The organism is Magnetococcales bacterium (assembly GCA_015231175.1).
In the GTDB taxonomy this organism is placed as follows: domain Bacteria; phylum Pseudomonadota; class Magnetococcia; order Magnetococcales; family DC0425bin3; genus HA3dbin3.
This window is the reverse complement of record JADGBZ010000016.1, coordinates 1-19885: the sequence shown is the minus strand read 5'-3', so window position 1 is coordinate 19885 and position 19885 is coordinate 1. Positions and strand designations below refer to the sequence as shown.

Annotated in this window: 16 protein-coding genes and 1 pseudogene; 5 read left to right on the top strand and 12 right to left on the bottom strand. The window is 55.3% G+C overall.

Annotated elements, in window-relative coordinates; translation table 11 throughout:
• Nucleotides 1–11: 11 nt before the first annotated feature.
• From gspK to HQL63_05570, 6 genes and pseudogenes are all read right to left on the bottom strand, one after another.
• Nucleotides 12–956: a type II secretion system minor pseudopilin GspK gene (gene gspK, locus HQL63_05595; protein ID MBF0176307.1), complete on the bottom strand. Its 945-nt coding sequence runs from the start codon at nt 954–956 to the stop codon at nt 12–14.
• Between the two features lie 8 nt (nt 957–964).
• On the bottom strand, nt 965–1612 hold the full coding sequence (gene gspJ / locus HQL63_05590; GenBank protein MBF0176306.1) for a type II secretion system minor pseudopilin GspJ: 648 nt from the start codon (nt 1610–1612) through the stop codon (nt 965–967).
• Nucleotides 1599–1973, bottom strand: coding sequence for a type II secretion system minor pseudopilin GspI (gene gspI / locus HQL63_05585; GenBank protein MBF0176305.1), 375 nt, complete (start codon nt 1971–1973; stop codon nt 1599–1601). Before gspI ends, gspJ begins: the two co-directional genes overlap by 14 nt.
• A 7-nt stretch (nt 1974–1980) precedes the next feature.
• Nucleotides 1981–2586, bottom strand: a complete 606-nt coding sequence (gspH, locus tag HQL63_05580) for a type II secretion system minor pseudopilin GspH (GenBank protein MBF0176304.1) — start codon at nt 2584–2586, stop codon at nt 1981–1983.
• Nucleotides 2552–2998 (bottom strand): type II secretion system major pseudopilin GspG, encoded by a 447-nt coding sequence (gspG, locus tag HQL63_05575; protein MBF0176303.1) that lies wholly within the window; start codon nt 2996–2998, stop codon nt 2552–2554. Before gspG ends, gspH begins: the two co-directional genes overlap by 35 nt.
• 99 nt (nt 2999–3097) lie before the next feature.
• Nucleotides 3098–3900: pseudogene (locus HQL63_05570) on the bottom strand (Rpn family recombination-promoting nuclease/putative transposase).
• 1140 nt (nt 3901–5040) lie between these two features.
• Between HQL63_05570 and HQL63_05565 the strand changes: the two are divergent.
• The 5 genes from HQL63_05565 (at nt 5041) to HQL63_05545 (ending at nt 11728) form a co-directional block, all read left to right on the top strand.
• Nucleotides 5041–6297, top strand: a complete 1257-nt coding sequence (locus HQL63_05565; protein MBF0176302.1) for a HAMP domain-containing protein — start codon at nt 5041–5043, stop codon at nt 6295–6297.
• A gap of 175 nt (nt 6298–6472) precedes the next feature.
• Entirely contained in the window at nt 6473–8461 is a 1989-nt protein-coding gene (locus HQL63_05560) for an ABC-F family ATP-binding cassette domain-containing protein (GenBank protein ID MBF0176301.1), read from the top strand.
• A complete protein-coding gene (locus tag HQL63_05555; GenBank protein ID MBF0176300.1) occupies nt 8448–9635 on the top strand; it encodes a cation transporter in 1188 nt (395 codons plus the stop codon). Before HQL63_05560 ends, HQL63_05555 begins: the two co-directional genes overlap by 14 nt.
• Before the next feature lie 417 nt (nt 9636–10052).
• Nucleotides 10053–10391: a P-II family nitrogen regulator gene (locus tag HQL63_05550; GenBank protein MBF0176299.1), complete on the top strand. Its 339-nt coding sequence runs from the start codon at nt 10053–10055 to the stop codon at nt 10389–10391.
• Nucleotides 10392–10423: 32 nt separating this feature from the next.
• Nucleotides 10424–11728, top strand: a complete 1305-nt coding sequence (locus HQL63_05545) for an ammonium transporter (protein MBF0176298.1) — start codon at nt 10424–10426, stop codon at nt 11726–11728.
• A gap of 107 nt (nt 11729–11835) precedes the next feature.
• Here the strand turns inward: HQL63_05545 and HQL63_05540 are convergent, their stop codons facing one another.
• The 6 genes from HQL63_05540 to groES all read right to left on the bottom strand — a co-directional run bounded on the left by HQL63_05540 (nt 11836) and on the right by groES (nt 19719).
• Nucleotides 11836–15162: an EAL domain-containing protein gene (locus HQL63_05540; protein ID MBF0176297.1), complete on the bottom strand. Its 3327-nt coding sequence runs from the start codon at nt 15160–15162 to the stop codon at nt 11836–11838.
• A gap of 438 nt (nt 15163–15600) precedes the next feature.
• Nucleotides 15601–16383 carry a hypothetical protein gene (locus HQL63_05535; protein ID MBF0176296.1) on the bottom strand — a complete coding sequence of 261 codons (783 nt, stop codon included), beginning with the start codon at nt 16381–16383 and terminating at the stop codon, nt 15601–15603.
• 54 nt (nt 16384–16437) lie between these two features.
• Nucleotides 16438–17202 carry a hypothetical protein gene (locus HQL63_05530; protein MBF0176295.1) on the bottom strand — a complete coding sequence of 255 codons (765 nt, stop codon included), beginning with the start codon at nt 17200–17202 and terminating at the stop codon, nt 16438–16440.
• A gap of 114 nt (nt 17203–17316) precedes the next feature.
• The gene (locus HQL63_05525) at nt 17317–17610 is read right to left on the bottom strand and encodes an acylphosphatase (GenBank protein MBF0176294.1); all 294 of its coding nucleotides are present in this window, start codon (nt 17608–17610) and stop codon (nt 17317–17319) included.
• 115 nt (nt 17611–17725) lie between these two features.
• The gene (groL, locus tag HQL63_05520; protein ID MBF0176293.1) at nt 17726–19357 is read right to left on the bottom strand and encodes a chaperonin GroEL; all 1632 of its coding nucleotides are present in this window, start codon (nt 19355–19357) and stop codon (nt 17726–17728) included.
• A gap of 65 nt (nt 19358–19422) precedes the next feature.
• Nucleotides 19423–19719: a co-chaperone GroES gene (gene groES, locus HQL63_05515; protein ID MBF0176292.1), complete on the bottom strand. Its 297-nt coding sequence runs from the start codon at nt 19717–19719 to the stop codon at nt 19423–19425.
• Nucleotides 19720–19885 lie beyond the last annotated feature (166 nt).

The window sequence follows — 19885 nt, the reverse complement described above, 5'->3', positions numbered from 1 at the left end:
TCCCCACACATCTAGATTGCCCCTTGCCCACGTACCAACACGCTGACGCCATTACTGCCACGTTGCAGCAAGCTGAACAAGTGCAGATGAGTATTGCCGGCCCTGACCTGGATCGTCACCAAAAAATGTTGGCTCAAGACACCGATCCCCCGTTGGGGCATAAGAGAGTGCGCCAAGGATGGCTCCTTTAAAAAATCATTCATACTTTCATATGGTTTCTGTTTGCGTCGCTCAACCAGCCGTTCGACATCGGCATCCTTGAGGTCATCTGCCAAAATGCGCAAAACCATGGGGGAAGCCGTGTTGACGTTGATGCTGGTGTAGGTCGGCAGAGCTGTCACAAACGGCGCCAGTTTCTGGCAGGTTTCAAAGTCAAATCCCTTGATCGACATCAATTCAGACGGGCTGGACATGGTCTTGTTCGCCGCTCTGTAGGGAGGATCCATGGCCAGATAGTCCGGATCTTCAGCCCCCCCCGGACCGCCAATTTCGCCGTTGTTGTCAATCCAATCCGCCACAGCGTAGGCCAGATCCGGGGTGATGCGCAGCAAAAGCAACAACCTCCGAAAACGTTCCATATCCAGCAGGCTCTGACTCCCTCCAGAGACAAGGTTGTTCAGATTGAACCGGCCCTCCATATCCTCAATGTAGCCGGAAACCACGCCATTTTCGAGGGTCATGGGCGCCAATCTCCGTGCCCAGTTTTCATCCAGGCTATCCAGACGGCTCTCCGCCGCATCCCTGGTGAGCACTTTTTTTGCCCACACCTCCCCGCCATAGGCAACCAGGATGGCTTGGTTCCGGAAAAAAATATTTTCCGTTCGTCGCAGATCGATGCGCTGGGCATTGACCATGGACACGATGGCCGTGGTCGCCATGGCCACGATCAGCAGGGCCATGATCAAAGCCACACCCCGTTCGCCGGTCCGCGCACCAGGCACCCACTTGTCGATCATAGGTTCACCTAATCCCGGACCTTTACAAGCTGGCGCAGCCTTCCCCAGTTGCGTATTTCCAACACAATGTCCACCGCCCGGGGCAAATTGGACCCAAGGGTATGGGTACTCGCCGGCCAATGCGTGTGCCAGGCCAGATCGTTGTCCAGATACCGCACATCCACCCCAAGCAGATCGTCCAGCAGCACCTCCCTGGTTGGTGCCGTATCGGGCGCCTGATCCAATAGCTCCCAGGACAAACGGATGAGCTGATTTTTCTCGAAACTGTAGGCGACCCTTTGCATGGCGCTCCGACGTACTTGCCGGGGATTATCCCGACCCGTCCTGGTAAAAACCAGGAAGGTTTCCCCTTCTCCCAAGCCTTCCATGGAGGGCCTTTCGACCCCTTCACTGTCTCGTATGGACCGATCGATGGCCTGTTCCAGATCGGTCCTGATTTGGTTGACAAACATTTGCAGGCGGCTCAAATCCCGATTGCGCTGGCTGACACTTTCCTGGGCGCCCAGCAATGCCTTGAGGCCCCCAAAAGCCATCACAAACATGATGCCAAGCACAGCCAGGGCGATCAACAACTCCACCAGGGTAAAACCCGAGCGGCCATACGCCTCTCCAGGGGCATGCAGTCGCTGTTTTTCTTCCCGTTCAGGGTTGACCAATGTAACACTCCAGACGCGCAAGGGGAGCCGATTTTTTCTGTTTTCCCTGCCGTACCGATATAGTCAATCGCCGTATGGTCAACTCCGGGGTCGGCACAACCTGGATGGTCCAAAACCACTCCCGTTTGGCCATCTCCTCATGGCCCTCCAGGACACCCGGATCCGGCCATTTTTTCATGACCATCTGTGTCGTAGCCACATTCATGGCCACCCAGTGGGCCAAAACACGATCACGCATGTAAACGGAATTTTCCGCCTGACGCCCACTGGAAACCACCATGACGCCCAGAGAGATGGCCAAAACCGTCAAGGCCACCAATACCTCCAGAAGAGAAAAACCTTTATCCAATGATCGTTTCACGACCACATCAAGACCTGTCGGACCGTTTCAACTCCATGCCTCCCCGTCCATTGCCCGAGAGCACCATCCGGTAACCTTTTGGACCTTGTAGTTCAAGTCTGAAGGAAGCCGTCTCTCCCGTGGTTCCGAATACCAGATGAGGTTTGGGTTTCCGTTCATCACCTGTCGGCAATTCGACCGTGCGTCCATCCAGCGTCAACTCGGCTCGAAACCCCGGCGGGAAACGACGTTCCTTCATGGGACCATCGGACACGTATTGCCATTTCTCGTCATTTTCCCTCTGCAGGAAGAGATACCCCCCCCGGTAGAATTGCATACCCACTTCGCGACCGGTCAGTATGGCCTCTTCCGTGGAGAAGGATATCAGCACCTTGAGACGTTTTCCTTCCTCCTTGGCCAGTTCGCCAACATCCGGAACGCCACGAACCATCAAAGCCATGCTGGTCACCACACCGATGATGACCATGACCACCATCAATTCCAGCAGCGTGAAACCACGATCACGCCGGGCTATGGGGCTTCCGTCACTCCTGAGGGGAGGAACAAAACGCCCAGCCACCGCATTCACCGGCAGGCCATCAGTCGTCCAGATTCCAGTTTCCGATGTCGGCATTGATGCCAGTTCCTCCCTCACGGCCATCGGCCCCATGCGTAAAAAGATCGAACGTGCCACCATGCGTCCCTGGTTGCAGGTACTGGTAGGGCCGTTTCCAGGGATCCATCGGCATCCGGGCAATATACCCCCCATCCTTCCAGTTGGGGGCTTCCGGTTGACCGCGCGGTTTCTTGACCAGGGCCTCCAGGCCCTGATCCGTGGAGGGGTAGACGTAGTTGTCCAGCCTGTAGAGATTCAGGGCATTTTCCAGGATGCGTATCTCCTGTTTTGCCTTGACCACACGCGCCTGATCCGGACGATCCATGATGCGCGGAACCACCAAAGTCGCCAGGACCGCCAGGATCACCAGGACAACCATGATTTCAATCAGGGTAAAGCCGTCCGAACCGCATTTTTGTTGCCATTTCATACATCACCCCAGCTCCAGAGGACTCCTGCACCGCCGTCACGACGCCTCGGAAACGGCCCTGCGGCGAAGGTCCGTTCCATAAACAAGCCACAGCACAAGTCACACGTCAAAAATTTCCGCCAGGGAGTGGGCTCGCAAAAGGCGGAGACTCCACTTCTCCAGGATGGGTTGCTCCGCTTGGAGGATTTTCTCCCGCACCTGATCAGGCAGTTCTCCAAATTTTTCTCTCAGCAAGAGGAGGAGAAGGGAAGAACTTCCTTTCTGGAGTCCTTCCTTGAGTCCTTCTTCCTTCCACTGCAACGTCCACTCCTGCACCGTTTCTGCCAACATGGCATCGACCTCCTGCAAATTGGATTTTTCCGAAATGGTTTGTCCCGGTATGCGCCTGGGTAACAACACCCGCCCAAGCCACACTGTAAAAGCGCGCCGCAAACCAGCCTGCTCCGGGGCACGAACCCAGTCGATCAAATCCTGCAACACAACGCGAATCTCCTCTGTGCTGCGGCACTTTTCCAAACGAAAAGGGGCAGCCACCAGATTGCGCTGTGACACAAGTTCCGAGTTGGCATATCTGACACCATCAATCAGCATATAGGACATCCTGGGCCGATACTTCTCCAACCCTCCGGGAGGCTGGGTGATCAGGTCTGCCACTTCGAGGGATGCTGTCCACCCCGATTTCCCGTTATATACCACAATGGGCAGCACGGGCGGTAATTTTTCACTACAACGTCATCTTCCCGGTCACGCAGATCATCCGTGACATAGCTCCCGCTCACCTTTTCCAAAGTCGAAAAATCCAATTCCCGGACCCAGTTACCATGGACGAAACCCAACAACAGGTCGCGAACCATCTCGGGGTGGGAAAAAAGCCGCTTGTAACCGCTGTCGTGATCGCTCATATCTGGCATACAATCCGTGGGGAGATCAGGCGCCCAAGCCTGAAAAACCGGAAGTGGTGGGTCGGGCAGCATTTCACCCCTGATGAGATCATGCAAGGTATCAGGATATCGTCGACCACCTCGGCAACCCCGCAAGGCGGTCAAGCCGTTTAAAAAAAAGAAGTTTCGATGATATCAATGGTGTTTTTTCTTGACAGAAAACTCTCTACCCAAGTAGCGTCGAAGTGCTTGGGATGATCGAGAGGACATGCACAGCAGGTGTTATGATAGTTAAGATATCTTAATAAATCTCTGTAACCAATCATAGCGGGGAGGGGGAGAAGACACATGAGATTTGCTGATATCAAGCTCAAACCGAAATTGATAGGCCTGTTTCTTGTGACGGGTTTGTTGCCGCTCATGCTGGGTGGTTGGCTCTCCACAGATGCGGCAGATCAATCGCTGATGAGTGTCGCTTTCAATCAACTGAAGTCCGTACAGGCCATCAAAAAAGGACAAATTGACAGGTATTTTTCAGAACGCCTTGGCGATCTTGCAGTCCTGGCGTCCAGTGGCGATATGATACGAGCCATTCCTGTCATGAAAAAGGCCTTTGAAGCAGAAGGTCGCAAGGCGGGTGGACCGGCCTGGGCTTTGGCCGCCAAGGAATCTACAACTTGGCTCGATTTTTTTGTCAAGGAGTATGGCTACTACGATTTGTTTTTGATCTCTCCCGATCACGACATCGTTTATTCGCAAGCAAAAGAGAGCGATCTGGGACAAAATCTGGTCAACGGAGATTTGCGCACCAGCAGCCTGGGCAAAGCCTACGATCTGGCCATGCGGAGTGGAAAACCGTCTGTGGGTGACTTTGCTCCCTATGCTCCCTCGAAGGGTGAACCCGCCGCTTTTGTGGTGGCTCCGATCAAAGCCGGAGGAGAAGTCATCGGCGCTGTAGGTTTACAGCTGTCCCTTGAATCGATCAATGCCGTCATGCAACAGCGCGATGGCATGGGCAAGACCGGAGAAGCCTATCTCGTCGGGCCAGACAAGCGGATGCGATCCGACTCGTTTCTTGATAAACAAGGCCACTCTGTCAAGGCATCATTCGCCGGAACCATCGAAAAAAACGGTGTCGATACCGATGGATCGAGAGCTGCCCTGGCAGGAACCACGGACAGTCGGATCATCAAAGACTATAACGGCAACCTGGTTTTATCAGCCTTTGCCCCGGTCAAAGTGGGAGATCTGACCTGGGCGATCCTGGCAGAGATTGATCTGGCCGAGGTGCAGGAACCCATTATCGCCCTTCATAAAGCCAACGCCGTGGTCGGTGGCATCATAGCACTGCTGGTGACCATACTGGCCGTATCGATAGCCAACAGCTTTGCCGCCCCTTTGGCCAGTTGCGCAAGTTTGTTGAAGAAACTTTCGGAAGGCAATCTGGCAATCAGCTGTCAGTTGAATCGAAAAGACGAGTACGGCACGTTGTCGAATGCCATGGGTGAGATGTCCACAAAATTGCGCAGCATCGTAGGTGAAATACGCACTGCGTCCCAAAATGTCTCATACGGCAGCTCGGAACTTGCTTCTACAGCTCAAAACCTCTCTCAAGGAGCGGTAGAACAAGCTGCATCCATCGAGGAGACTTCCGCCTCCATGGAAGAGATGAGCAGCAACATTGCGCAAAACACGGAAAATGCTCAAACCACACAAAAAATGGCCGAGCAGGCAGCGACGGAAGCCGCAGAAGGCGGTCGATCCGTTACTCTGGCCGTGAATGCCATGAAGGAGATTGCCGGCAAAATATCCATCATCGAAGAGATCGCCCGACAAACCAACCTCTTGGCCTTGAATGCCGCCATCGAAGCCGCACGAGCTGGGGAACATGGCAAGGGTTTTGCCGTCGTGGCCGCTGAAGTGCGCAAGCTGGCCGAGCGCAGCCAAACCGCTGCCGGAGAGATTGGCCAACTCTCGGCCACCAGCGTTGATATCGCGGAAAAAGCTGGAGAAATTATCAACCAGCTGGTTCCCAATATTCAAAGGACAGCCAACCTGGTGAAAGAGATCACGTCGGGTTCACTGGAACAAAATCAAGGTGCATCGCAAATCAACAGCGCCATACAGCAACTCGATCAAGTGATCCAACAAAATGCCGGTGCATCCGAAGAGATGTCCGCCACCGCTGAAGAGTTGAACTCCCAGGCAGGCCAACTCGCCGAAATCATCTCCTTTTTCAAGACGGGCCATGAAGATGCGGTTGCCCCCCGTTCCACAAAAAAGACACCCCCTCGCAGGGAGGCTTCAGCTACACATTCTGCCCCCACCATGAAGAAACAAAAGCCAAAAGCCCTGCCGGCGCCTCGCCGACCAACCGCCCCAACACATGTCGATGACGATACGTTCGACAATTTCTAAACCGAAGCTCTTGAATCGTCTGAAACGTCACAAAGGAAAATAATCGGCGAAAGGGTTCCCTTGCCAAATACGCCCGACTGGTGTACTCCAGCCCTGCACGGCACGGATAGCTGCGTTCAGCGATAGCGTAGGGGCGGCGCTTTTCTCAAAATCCTGGAAATATGATTGAGCTGTCATGCTGCGTTTGGAAAAAGTCGCTAAACGTTTTGGCCCGCGCCTCCTGCTGGAGAACGCCGATCTGGCTATCCACGCTGGCGAAAAAGTTGGCTTGATCGGCCCCAACGGGGCAGGAAAGACCACGCTTTTTCGTATTTTCCTGGGGCAGGAGGAGATCGATGCGGGCCGGGTCGAGGTGTTGCCCCGTGCCCGGCTGGGTATTTTGCGTCAGGAGTTGGCCGGCTCGGGAGGGTCCATTCTGGCTGAAACCCTACAGGGGGACCAGGAGCTGATCGCCCTCGAACAAGAACGGGACATGCACCACCAGGAGCTTGAGCAGGCCACCACCCCAGACCAGCAGGAGCGTATTTCCCACCGACTCGGAGAGATCGATCACCGTCTGGAGACGATCGATGCCTACTCGGCCCACTCCCGTGCCGGGGCCATTCTCATGGGTCTAGGGTTCACCCGTGCCGACCTTGACCAACCCCTGGCCTCCTTTTCCGGTGGCTGGCGCATGCGGGTCGCCCTGGCGCAACTGCTCTTCTCCCGACCTGACCTGATGCTCCTCGACGAACCCACCAACCATCTCGACCTGGAGTCGGTCACCTGGCTTGAATCCTACCTGAAACGCCTGCCGGGAACTCTCATCGTGGTCTCACATGACCGTGCCTTTCTCAACCGGGTCACGGAAGTGACCGTAGAGATGGGAGGCGGTTCGCTGACCCGCTACCAGGGGGCATTCGATGCCTACCTGGAACAAAAAGCCACGCGCATGCACCTCCTCGAAAAGGAGGCCGAAAAGCGTGATCAAAGAGCGGCTGAACTGGAGAGGTTCATCAACCGGTTCCGAGCCAAGGCGACCAAAGCCAAACAGGTGCAGAGCCGGGTCAAGGCATTGGAAAAACTTGCTCCGGTCGCCCGGCCCCAGGAGAGAATTCTCGCCCCGCGCATCCGTCTGCCCGAACCGGCCCCCTGTGCCCGCGAAGTGCTCTCCGTCCGGGCCCTGAAGAAAAATTTTGGCGACAAAAAAGTCTTCTCAGGTGTGGACCTCTCGATCTGGCGGGGAGAAAAGATTGGTCTGCTGGGGGCCAACGGCTACGGCAAAAGCACCTTCCTGAAACTGGTCGCCGGGCAGGTTCAGCCCGATGCCGGAACCTTGAAACTGGGGGACCGGGTTCATCCCGCCTACTATGCCCAACACGCCATGGATGCCCTGGATGCCAATCAGACGATCCTGGAATCAGCCTGCTCCATGGCTACACGGGACATGCCGGAAAGTGCCGTCCGCTCCCTGTTGGGTGGCTTCCTGTTTTCCGGTGATATGGTTTTCAACCGAGTCAACGTGCTCTCTGGCGGTGAGAGGGCCCGACTGGCCCTGGCGCGCCTGTTTTTGACCGGAAGCAACTTTTTGTTGCTGGACGAGCCCACCAATCATCTCGACATGGTTGCACGCGCCAACCTGGGAGATGCGCTGGAGTCCTATTCCGGCACCCTGGTCCTGGTTTCGCACGACCGGGATCTGTTGGAAGGGGTTTGCGACCGCTATCTGGTGGCTGGCGATGGCGCCATTCGGCCCCTGGAAGATGGCCTGGAGGGGTATTTGGCCCAGATCACTTCGGCACGCAGCGCCTCTTCCTCGGAGCCAACCGAACAGGCTGCCGGATCACCTCCCCCCTCTGTCCGTTCCGAACGCGACGTGCGGCGGTTGGCTGCGGAGATCCGCAATCGCCTGCATCGCGACACACGGGAACTTCGGTCACGCTCCCAAAAACTCGAACAAAAAATTCATATCCTGGAGCAGGAACGCGCTCATATTCAAGGGCAGTTGGCCAATCCCAACCTGTATGACACAGCCCAGAAAGAGACCCTCAAGGAGGCGTTGGCCCGCGAGGGAGAGTTGGTCCGCAATCTGGACACCCTCATGGCCGAATGGGAGGAGATCTCCCTTGCCATCGAAGAACGAGAAGATGCCGCCCGGAAGGAACACGCCCATGGCCCTATCTGAAGAACAAAAACAGGAACGGTTTGCGGCTGCCCATCGGGTCACCGTGCTGGGGGTTGCCGTCGACTTCCTCCTCTCGATCGGCAAAATTTTGGCTGGGCTTCTTGGCCGCTCCGCCGCCATGGTGGCCGACGGGGTTCACTCCTTGTCGGACTTGATTGTCGATGCCGCTGTCCTGATCGGCATGCACTACGCGAAAAAGGACGCCGACGACGCCCACCCGTATGGACATGGGCGCTACGAAACGCTGGCTTCGCAGTTCATTGCCGTCAGCCTCCTGCTGCTGGCGATGGGTATCTTCTGGGATGCCGCCTACCGGTTGGGCTCACCTGCGCTGCAACCACCTGGCATGGTGGCACTGATTGCCGCCATCCTCTCCATCGCTGCCAAGGAGGCCCTGTACCACTACACGTTGCGCGTCGGCAAAAAATATGACGCCCGTGCCATCATTGCCAACGCCCAGCACCACCGCTCCGATGTGGTATCCACCCTGGCGGCCCTGTTGGGCGTGGGCGGCGCCATGCTGGGATACCCCATTCTCGATCCCATCGCTGCCATCGTCGTCGCCATGATTCTGGCCAAAACGGGTTGGGATCTGCTCAAAGAGGCCATGGATGAATTGACAGATTCAACACGCGCCATCGATGACCAGATTCAGCATCACATCACATCCCTGGTCGAGGCCATTCCGGAAGTTCACTCTGCCCATTTCCTCTCCGCCAGACGTATGGGGCCTGACATCCGTGTAGACGTGCATGTCGTGGTCGACCCGTTTTTGTCTGTCTCCGAAGGACACCAGATATCCGAGAAGGTCCGCATATCGCTTCTGGAAAACGTTGCCGCCATCACCGAAGTTTTGGTCCATGTCGATACCGTCGACGACCAGGTCGAATCCCTGCCCACACTGTCAGACCGAACAGATTTGACCAAACACGTGGAAGAGGAGATCCAAAATGGCGACCATTTTTCCCGTTTGGAGTCGTTGACCCCTCACTACACCATGGAGGGCATCATTCTGGATCTGGTTTTGGTGACCACCCAAAACAGCCAAGACCCGACCCATCTGCATCTGGCGGGACAGAAGCTTTGCCGCCGACTGCTCGAAAAACTTGGTTACGTTGTGGAAGTCCGCATTCACACCGCTCTGGCCAGTCAAAAACGATCCGCACAAAAGTAACTGTAACGAGCCAGGGAGCCAGCCCCCTGGATCCCGATGCAAAATAATTAATCAAATCAACAAGACCTGTTGAATACCCCCATCAAACCTTTTTTGAAGTGCGTTCTGTTTAGGCAGAATTGTGCCTTGTGGTCTCCTGCTGATCAAACAAACACATGCATGATTATTTTCTGTGCATTTCGTGCCCAAATCGACCAGTAATCAAATATTGTTTACGTTATTTCAAATAGTTACATTCTTGGCACAGCCTGTGCGGTAAGGCGTTCGAACACGAACGCGAACTCTCGTCCGGGGGTCATGGGTAGGGTACCCAGGGTCAAACGAAGAGTATCCGCGATAGGGTGAAGATCCTGGTCGAAGATCAGGCATGCTTCCCGTGCTGTCCATATGAGCAACCCAATCGAGAGGAGTTACGGTATGAAGTGGGTGATTGCAGTCATCAAACCGTTCAAACAGGATGACGTGCGGCAAGCTTTGACGGATGTGGGCATTGCCGGCATCACGGTGTCCGAAGTCCGGGGATTTGGTCGGCAAAAAGGCCATACCGAACTCTATCGCGGTGCGGAATACCAGGTGGACTTTTTGCCCAAACTGAAAATTGAGGTTGCCGTTCCCGATGCCCTCCTGGAGCAAACCTTGGAGGCGATTCGCAATGCGGCACATACCGGCAAGATCGGCGATGGAAAAATATTTGTTTTGAATTTGGAGCAGGTCGTAAGAATCCGTACCGGGGAAACCGGCGAATCGACCATCTGACCACACGACTTTGTACCTATAAGGAGACGAGCATGCGATCGACGCTTTCCCTCCGGACATGGGCTCTTGCCCTGCCGTTATTGGCTTTTCCGGGTTCAGCCTGGGCCGAGAACAAGCTGAATTCCGGAGACACAGCCTGGATATTGACTTCAACTGCGCTGGTTTTGTTCATGACCATTCCCGGGTTATCCCTGTTCTATGGTGGCCTGGTCCGAGCGAAAAACGTCTTGTCGGTCCTCATGCAGTGTTTCGCCATCACTGCCGTGATCACCATTTTGTGGACGGTCTTTGGCTACTCGGTGGCTTTCACCGACGGTGGTTCCATGAACGTCTTCCTGGGTGGAACGGATCAGGTGTTCCTGAAGTCGTTGGCCGTGGCCAGTCTGAAACAGACCATTCCCGAGTCCGTCTTCATCATCTTCCAGATGACGTTTGCCATCATCACTCCAGCCTTGATCATCGGCGCCTTCGCCGAACGCATGAAGTTTTCCAGTATGTTGATTTTCATGATCCTCTGGGTAACCGTGGTCTATGTACCGGTCTGCCATTGGGTTTGGGGCGGTGGATGGCTGAGTGACAAGGGTGTCCTTGATTTTGCCGGAGGCACCGTGGTGCATATCAATGCTGGTATTGCCGGTCTGGTGGCGGCCCTTGTTTTGGGCAAGCGCAAGGGCTATCCGACAACCCATATGCCTCCGCACAGCCTTCCCTTGACTGTCACGGGGGCTGGCATGCTCTGGGTTGGCTGGTTCGGCTTCAATGCCGGCAGTCAGTTGGCGGCTGATGGTACGGCGGGCATGGCCATGGCCGTCACCCAAATTGCCACAGCCATGGCAGCCGTTTCCTGGATGTTGGCGGAGTGGATGAAACACGGCAAACCGAGCGCCTTGGGCATCGTCACCGGCGCCGTGGCAGGTTTGGTCGCCATTACCCCGGCATCGGGTTTCGTTGGGCCCGTAGGCGCCCTGGCTATCGGCTTGGCATCTGGTGTCATCTGCTTCATCACTGCCACCTCCGTGAAGAGAGCCTTGGGTTATGACGACTCCCTGGACGCCTTCGGAGTCCATGGCGTCGGTGGCATCATCGGCGCCCTGTTAACGGGTGTTTTTGCCTCTCCCGAGCTGGGAGGTTCCGGTTTTGCCAAAGGAATCAGCAGTATGGGAGACCAGTTTACCGCCCAGCTGATCGGAGCGGGCGCCACCATCGTCTACTGCGGGATCGTGACCTTCATCCTTTTGAAACTTCTTGACGCCCTCATCGGGTTGCGGGTGGACGAAGAGAAAGAGACCATGGGATTGGACATTTCCCTTCACGACGAACGCGGTTACAACCTGTAATATCAATCCTCCCCAAAAAACCCTCTGCAACTGCAAGGGAAAGACGCAGCTGATCGCATCTTCCCAACCGGGGGATTCACTCCCCCGGTTTTTTTTTGGGCAACGATTCAGCTCCCGATTTTAGGCTCTTTCCTTTTTCTTCTGACCCCGCTCTTTTTGTTGCCCGTTTTGGCGGCGGGGCCTGGTAGCATGACGGAATGGTCGTCCATCTTGGGTGTGGGGCTTGGTAAAACAACGGAACAGAATGTCTCATGTTCCGCCAGCAGACGTTCAAATTGATCGGCTGGCATGGGCCGCCCCAGCAGATAGCCTTGCACCTCGTCGCAAGCATGGCGATGCAGAAAGGCAAACTGCTCCTCGGTCTCCACCCCTTCGGCCACCACGCGCAGATTCAGGCTGTGCGACATGGAAATGATGGCGGAGACAATGGCCGCATCATCGGAATCCTCGGTCAAATCCCGAACGAAAGATTGGTCGATTTTCAGGGAACGCAGGGGAAAACGTTTCAAATAGTTGAGAGAAGAGTACCCGGTGCCAAAATCGTCGACGGTGATGCCCAGCTCCATATCCTGCAAAAGAGACATGGTGTGGATGGCCTTGTTCAGGTCCACCATCACCATGCTTTCCGTAACCTCCAGTTCGAGGTTGGCCGGAGACAATCCTGTCGTCTTCAGAATGTTCTGAATGGTATCGGCAATGTTGTCCAGCATGAATTGCGATGCGGAAAGATTGACCGCGACCTTGGGATTGAACCCTTGATCACACCATTGTTTCGTCTGGCAGCAGACGGAATTCAAAATCCATTCGCCCAAAGGGATGATCAAGCCCGTCTCTTCAGCGAGAGGAATGAACTGGGCCGGGGAGACCATGCCGATTTCCGGGTCATTCCAACGTACCAGAGCCTCGGCCCCAACCAACTGTCGGTTGGCCACCAAAAACTTGGGCTGATAGAACATGGTAAACTCGTTGTTCTCCACGGCACGGCGCATTTTCAGCTCCAACTTCATACGTTTGTTGGAGTCAGTATCCATGACCGTCTCGAAGAAGCGGAAAACGCCGCGCCCACTCTCTTTGGCCCGATACATGGCCAGATCGGCGTTTTTGGTCAGGGTATCAAAATCACTCCCATCAGCCGGGAAGATGGAGATGCCGATGCTGGCGCCAACATAGGCCTCGTGGGCACCCAACATGATGGGCTCCTGCAAGGATTGAATGATGGCTGAAGCAATATTGGCCGCCTGACTCTCTTTGCCAATATTGGACAGGATGACAGTAAATTCATCACCACCCAAACGAGAGACCGTATCCGATTTACGAACCTTCCCGGAGATTCTTTGGGAAACTTCGATCAACAGTTGATCACCGGCTGCATGGCCAAAGGTGTCGTTGACATACTTGAATCGGTCCAGATCGATGAAAAACACGGCCAGCATGTTCTCGTTGCGTTTGCTGAGTTCGATCTCATGCACAAGACGGTCACGAAACAACATGCGATTGGGCAGGCCGGTCAGAGGATCGTAATAGGCCAATTGTTCCAGGCGCTGTTCGGTTGCTTTGATCCGGGTGATGTCGGAGAAGATACCCACATAATTGAGGGTTCGACCCCAGGTGTCCCGCACGGCGTTGATGCTGACCATCTTGGGGTAGACTGTGCCATCCTTGCGGCGATCCCAAACCTCCCCCCGCCAGCTCCCTGCCTCCAGCAATGTCTTCCACATGTGCGCATAAAATTCATTGTCATGCCGACCTGACCGACCCATGCTCGGGTCGGCGCCAATCGCCTCCTCACGAGAATAACCGGAGATTTCGGTAAAGGCCGGATTGACATCCAGGATGACAGCATGGTTGTCAGTAATGATGATGCCTTCACTGGCATTTTCAAACACTTTGCCAGCCAACTGCAAGCTGGCCTGGGCCCGGATCCGTTCCAAAATTTCATCTTTGAGGCGATCGTTGGTCTCCTGCAACTCCCTGGTACGCTTCCTGACCCGATTCTCCAGTTGACCATAAGCCTCCCGCAGCGCCTTGCTGGCTTGTTTGCGTGCGGTAATGTCGTGGATGATTCCAGAAAAATAGGTTCTCTCCTCCACCTTGAACACACCCACGGAAAGTTCCAGAGGAAAGATTCCCCCATCCCGGCATACTCCCTCGACTTCCCGGCTCGTGCCAATGATCTTCTTGATCCCTGAACCAAGAAAATTACGAAGATATTGATCGTGTTGCGTGGCATGGGGTTCAGGCATGAGAATGGTGACATTTTTTCCAACCAGGAACCCATTCGGGTAACCAAACATGTCGTCAAGGGCTTGGTTGGTCGACAACATGGTCCCATCATGGTCGATGATGACGATGCCATCCACAGCCGACTCCACCAACGCCCGCGAACGCGCCTCGCTGGCGGCCAGGGACTTGCGGATCTCCTGCTCCCGCAGATAATAATTCCGAAAGCCATAAAAGATCAGAAACAAACCGATCAGGAAACCTCCCATGACCAGGTTTCGTTGTCGATTGAGATGAATGAGGCGCTCCTCCAAGACAGCGCTCAACTGGTCAGCATATGAGTCGAAACAGGCCATGGCCTGTTGGACGGCAGCAGACCCCTGACGATTAAAATCAGCCGGAGTGATTCGCAATGCCCCGGAGGCAAGTGCCTGGGAGGTGAGGAAAAATTCACGAACGTCTCTTTCCGCTTTTTGAAAAACACAATCCGTCAGACCAACAAGCTCCGGCCCGGAATGGGATGAAACCTGCCTTAGCTCCGTCAACTCCTCCATGTAGTGGTGCAATCTTCCCAGGGACTCACCCAGGCGCAGACGATCCGACATCGGCAAAACCTCTTTGCCGACCATATGTCTCCCAACGTCCCGGACTCGCCCAGTCGCCTCGGCCAGAGAAGGAAGGTATTCCAGGATGAGAGACACCAAAAAATGGCTCTCCTCAAAATGGTCCTGACGCAAATAGGCACGAACCGCCACCAATTCGGCTACCTCGTGAATCCTGGACAGGGCCAAACCATGCGACTGAAAGGCCTCTTCCGCAGTGGCCGCTTGCGGATATTCCGAAACGTGCTGCAAAATATACGTACTCAAATTCTGGATGTCCCTGTCAACACCCAGTGGGGTGACCTCCGGTGAATGAAAAAGTTGTGTAAGCCGTGACTTCAATAAACCATTCGTTTCATGAATATGATGGATAATCTCTCGATTCTGTCCCGGTTGAACTTGCCATAACCCCCGCAACTCGATGACTAAATCATTGATTTTCTGCAACTGTCGGATCAATCCGACTCCCTGGATTTCCAGCCTGGTCGTATTGATTTCTGTCCGGGTCATTTTGTTGACCGTGGCCATGGACATCACAATAAAGAGCACTGGCAAAAGTGCGACAAAAAAAATTCTGGCTTTTTCCGTCTGAAAAGTCCCCAAAAAGGCCATATCCACTCCCTTCAAACGCAGGCACACCGCCCCCATGCCGACCATCGACCCAGGAGTCAGAAAAAGGCTTCACGCGATGGGCAGAAAGGGCCGGCGCGACCGAGTGGACACCTTCTCCCCACACAAAATCGAAGGGAGAAGGACACACCCGGCGCCGCTATTCTATATTCAATCGGACCGCTGAATCAAAGGGAGATACAACGATGCAACCTAGTGGCTCAACCGACATGATTTGAAGTGTTCACTTTTCGTGACTATTCCGCACTCTTTCAAGAAAAGCTTGGAAATGAAAGCCTTTGTCAGGGCTTCGCCCCGAACCCCACCAGGGCGCTGCCCTGGACAAAGCCAGGGAGCCAGCCCCCTGGACCCCGTTTCATGGTTGAGCTGTTCCCGGAGCATTGGAACATTTCTGCACATCAAATCAACACGGTTGAGCCACTAGCCCAGTAGTTGCAGGACGCGCATCGAATCGATACCACCCTGGGATCCAAACAGGGATCCGCTGCCCAGCCCCCCTTGACTGCCCAAACTGAGCGTCACGTCGCGTGCATTGGACAGGGAATTGGAGGCTTGCGTCATGGTGTTGAGGGAACTTTCCAGCTTGGCACGTGTTTTGCTGAGATCGGCGACACCTTTGCCGGCTGTAGCCATATTCGTCTTCAAGGTATCCAAGGCATCCGAGGCGCCCTGCTGGGAACTTAGATCCACCTTTGCGAAAGATTTGGAAAAATCCTTGAAGGAGATGCTCGTCGTATTCCAGGAATTGACACCCGACTGCACCGAGTCACTATGCTTCGACGCCAAAAGCTTCTCCGAACCAAACTTGGTTGTGGAGATGATTTGATCGTTCTCCTTTTGGATTTTGTCAGCCGCAGCCTGGAGTTTGTCCCGGTCGGTCTGGGTGATGGTCGTGCTACTCGCCTGAGTCGCCAAATCCTTCAGTTTGGTCATATTGTCGTTTATCCTGCCCAGTCCCTCCTGGGCGATTTGAATACGACTCACACCATCATTGGAGCTGGATATGGCCTGACCATAGGACTTGATGGCCGTTGTGAGGTTGTTTCCCAATTTGAAAGCGGCTGCATTCCCGGAAGAAGAACCCAACGTGGCGAGGGTATTGTTCCACGCAGCCGAGGAACCCTGACTTGTGACCCCATAGCGGCTACTCAACAGCGAGCCGAGCGTGCTATACGAGCCGATAGAGCTGAAGCTGATGGCCACGGTACACCTCCCCGGTCAACCTGCGAAAAAACCCAACAGACCCTCTTCAGCCCCTCATGCCATAAAGCTCATGCCGAGCTTTGCGTTGGAAGCGCCCTGAGACCCTGACGCAGTCCCTTTGCTGCGGCTTGACTGACCGGATTGTCCCTTCAGCGTGGATTGAACATCCAGCAATGCCTTGGCGGCCTTGCCCATGGAGTCCAGGGATTTTTCCAGTTCCATGCGTGTCTTGCCCAACTCGGTGATTCCCTGAGTAGCCTCGGCGACATTGGCGTCCAGGGTCTTCATGGCGGCAGAGGCGCCACTCTGGGTCGATAAATCCACCTCGACAAACGACTTCGAATAATCCTTGAAAGAGATCTCCGTTGTATCAAAGGCCCCAACACCGCTCTGCACCGTCGTGGTATGTTTGGAGGACAACAATTTTTCCGGACCATGCTGGGAACGGGCAATGATCAGCCTGTTCTCTTTCTGGATTTCCGCAGCATCGGCTTGCAGCTTATCGCGGTAACCTTGGGAGATGGTCGCGCTGTTGGCTATGGTCGCCAGATTTTTCAGTTTGACCATGTTGGCGCTGATCTGTTCCAACCCGACCTGGGCCGTGTGGATGCGGACCACACCTTCGCCGGCGCTGGACATGGCCGAGGCGTAGGCCTGGGTGGCCGAGGTAAGCGTGTTGCCGAAATCAACCGAGGAGGAACTGCCAGAAGTGGCGCTGGGCGGCGAGACCGTGCCCGACGAAGCAGGAAAATGAGCAACGCCATACGACAAATATTTCGAACTCAACAGTGAACTGTAAGAATTGAAGCTGACGGTCATGACCCCTCCCCCGGAACAGTTTGACAACAAAAGGCGAGCCTCAACCTCACCCACCCGCCTTATGTCAAATTATCCCGAAATTCCCCCCGCATGGCAAGACAATTCTCGGGGAGACTACCACCGCACGGCAAAGCGGGTCGGAACCGGATCCGGCAAAGGGTGATCCTGGACATCCATGCGTAGGACACGCGCCATGGGGGGGCCTTTCTGGCACCAGACGACCATGGTTTCCACCAAACCCGGGGTGCCGCAAAACAGGGCCTCAACCGTGCCGTCGGCTTCATTGCGCACCCAACCCATCACGCCGAGCTGATCGGCCTCCTCCCGGGTGGACTCCCGGAATCCCACACCCTGAACGCGCCCATGAACCTTGATGTGACGGCAGATTTTTTTCTCTTCACCGGGCATATGACCACCTGATCGATATCGACAACGATACCGGCAGCACAGGGTTGCCGTGCTGCCGGTAGTCGAAAAAATACCCCGTAAGATACGGGAAAACAGTCCCGAGGGCGTGGCTGGATCACATATCCATGCCACCGCCGTCAGGCATGCCCGGGGCAGCCGCTTCCTTCTTGGGAAGTTCGCTGACCGTTGCCTCGGTGGTGATCATCAAACCGGCGGCGGAAGCAGCCGCCTGTAGGGCGCTCCGCACCACCTTGGTGGGATCGATGACACCACGGCTGACCAGGTCGGTATACTCCTCGGCAGCAGCATCGAAACCAAAATTGTCGCTGTTGTTCTCCAGAACCTTGGCAACGACGACAGAGCCTTCGTGACCGGCATTTTCGACGATAACCCGCAACGGCTCCTCGATGGCACGCCGCACGATGCGAATACCGGCATTCTGGTCTTCATTGCCGCCAACGAGGTTGTCAAGGGCCTTTCTCGCCCGCAGCAGGGCAACACCCCCGCCAGGAACAATACCCTCCTCAACGGCGGCCCGGGTCGCATGCAAGGCGTCGTCCACCAGATCCTTGCGCTCCTTGACTTCCGTCTCGGTGGCACCGCCAATCTTAATGACCGCAACCCCACCGGCCAATTTGGCTAGGCGTTCTTGCAGCTTCTCCCGGTCATAGTCGGAGGTGGTCTCTTCGATCTGGGCGCGGATTTGTGCCACACGCCCCTTGATATCCTGAGACGCACCGGAACCCTCGACGATGGTGGTGTTCTCCTTGTCCACGGTGACGCGCTTGGCCCTGCCCAGCATGTCGAGGGTGATGTTTTCCAACTTGATCCCCAAATCCTCGGAGGCCACCGTGCCCCCCGTCAGAATGGCGATATCTTCCAGCATGGCCTTGCGGCGATCACCAAAGCCCGGGGCCTTGACGGCACACACCTTCAGGCCGCCACGCAACTTGTTGACGACCAGAGTGGCAAGGGCTTCCCCTTCCACATCCTCCGCAATGATCAGCAGGGGACGGGCAGATTGCACAATGCTCTCCAGAACCGGAAGGATTTGCTGCAAGTTGGAAATTTTCTTTTCCACCAGAAGAAGATAGGGATCTTCCAGAGCCACCTGCATCTTTTCCGAATTGGTGACAAAGTAGGGTGAGAGATAGCCCCGATCAAACTGCATCCCCTCCACTACATCCAGGGTCGTTTCCAATCCCTTGGCCTCTTCGACGGTGATCACCCCCTCCTTGCCAACCTTGTCCATGGCGCTGGCAATCATCTTGCCGATAACCGTGTCGTTGTTGGCTGAGATCGATCCGACCTGGGCGATCTCCTCGGACTTGGTCACTTCACGCGAGAGGGTTTTCAAGGTCTCGACGACCTTGCCTACCGCAGAGTCGATGCCCCGGCGCAAATCCATGGGGTTCATGCCAGCCGCCACCGCCTTCAACCCTTCGCGAATGATCGCCTGGGCCAACACCGTTGCCGTGGTGGTGCCGTCTCCCGCCTGATCGGAGGTCTTGGAGGCCACCTCCTTGACCATCTGGGCGCCCATGTTTTCAAACTTGCCCTCCAGTTCGATCTCCTTGGCCACCGAAACGCCATCCTTGGTCACCCGGGGCGAGCCCCAGGATTTGTCCAGAACGACATTGCGGCCTTTGGGACCAAGGGTCACCTTCACGGCATTGGCCAGGGTGTTGACTCCATTCAACATCCGGCTACGGGCAACCTCACCGAAAAGAATATCTTTTGCAGCCATCTTTCCTGTCACTCCCTTTTACGTGTCAACACAATCCCAAGAGTCGAGTCATGGTCCGGGAGAACCTATTTCTCCAGGATCCCCAGAATATCGTTTTCCCGCAGGATCAACATCTCTTCGCCATCGATCTTGACCTCGGTGCCGGAATATTTCCCGAACAGTATCCGATCTCCGGCCTTGACCTCCAACGGGCGAATTTTGCCATTATCGAGCAAAATCCCCTTGCCGGCGGCGATGACATCGCCCTGCAAGGGTTTCTCCTTGGCCGAGTCGGGAATGATGATCCCGGAGGGGGTTTTTTCTTCCTCGCCACTCCGCTTGACCAGGACACGGTCATTCAATGGCTGAAATTTCACCTTCATCGTTTACCTCCAAACCAAAATGTGTGTGGGAAGAGCGTACTCGCCATATGGGAACGCAAAACCAGCCTGTCAAGGAGCGGGTGGCATTTTTTTTTGTAACTATTCCAGGATCCTTTCAAGAAAAGCTTGGACATGAAAGCCTTTGTCAGGGCTTCGCCCCGAACCC

Coding starts and splice junctions, on each gene's coding strand:
- gspK (MBF0176307.1), bottom strand. CDS start 956: ATGATCGACAAGTGGGTGCCTGGTGCGCGGACCGGCGAACGGGGTGTG.
- gspH (MBF0176304.1), bottom strand. CDS start 2,586: ATGCCGACATCGGAAACTGGAATCTGGACGACTGATGGCCTGCCGGTG.
- gspG (MBF0176303.1), bottom strand. CDS start 2,998: ATGAAATGGCAACAAAAATGCGGTTCGGACGGCTTTACCCTGATTGAA.
- HQL63_05560 (MBF0176301.1), top strand. CDS start 6,473: ATGCTGCGTTTGGAAAAAGTCGCTAAACGTTTTGGCCCGCGCCTCCTG.
- HQL63_05555 (MBF0176300.1), top strand. CDS start 8,448: ATGGCCCTATCTGAAGAACAAAAACAGGAACGGTTTGCGGCTGCCCAT.
- HQL63_05550 (MBF0176299.1), top strand. CDS start 10,053: ATGAAGTGGGTGATTGCAGTCATCAAACCGTTCAAACAGGATGACGTG.
- HQL63_05545 (MBF0176298.1), top strand. CDS start 10,424: ATGCGATCGACGCTTTCCCTCCGGACATGGGCTCTTGCCCTGCCGTTA.
- HQL63_05540 (MBF0176297.1), bottom strand. CDS start 15,162: ATGGCCTTTTTGGGGACTTTTCAGACGGAAAAAGCCAGAATTTTTTTT.
- HQL63_05530 (MBF0176295.1), bottom strand. CDS start 17,202: ATGACCGTCAGCTTCAATTCTTACAGTTCACTGTTGAGTTCGAAATAT.
- HQL63_05525 (MBF0176294.1), bottom strand. CDS start 17,610: ATGCCCGGTGAAGAGAAAAAAATCTGCCGTCACATCAAGGTTCATGGG.
- groL (MBF0176293.1), bottom strand. CDS start 19,357: ATGGCTGCAAAAGATATTCTTTTCGGTGAGGTTGCCCGTAGCCGGATG.
- groES (MBF0176292.1), bottom strand. CDS start 19,719: ATGAAGGTGAAATTTCAGCCATTGAATGACCGTGTCCTGGTCAAGCGG.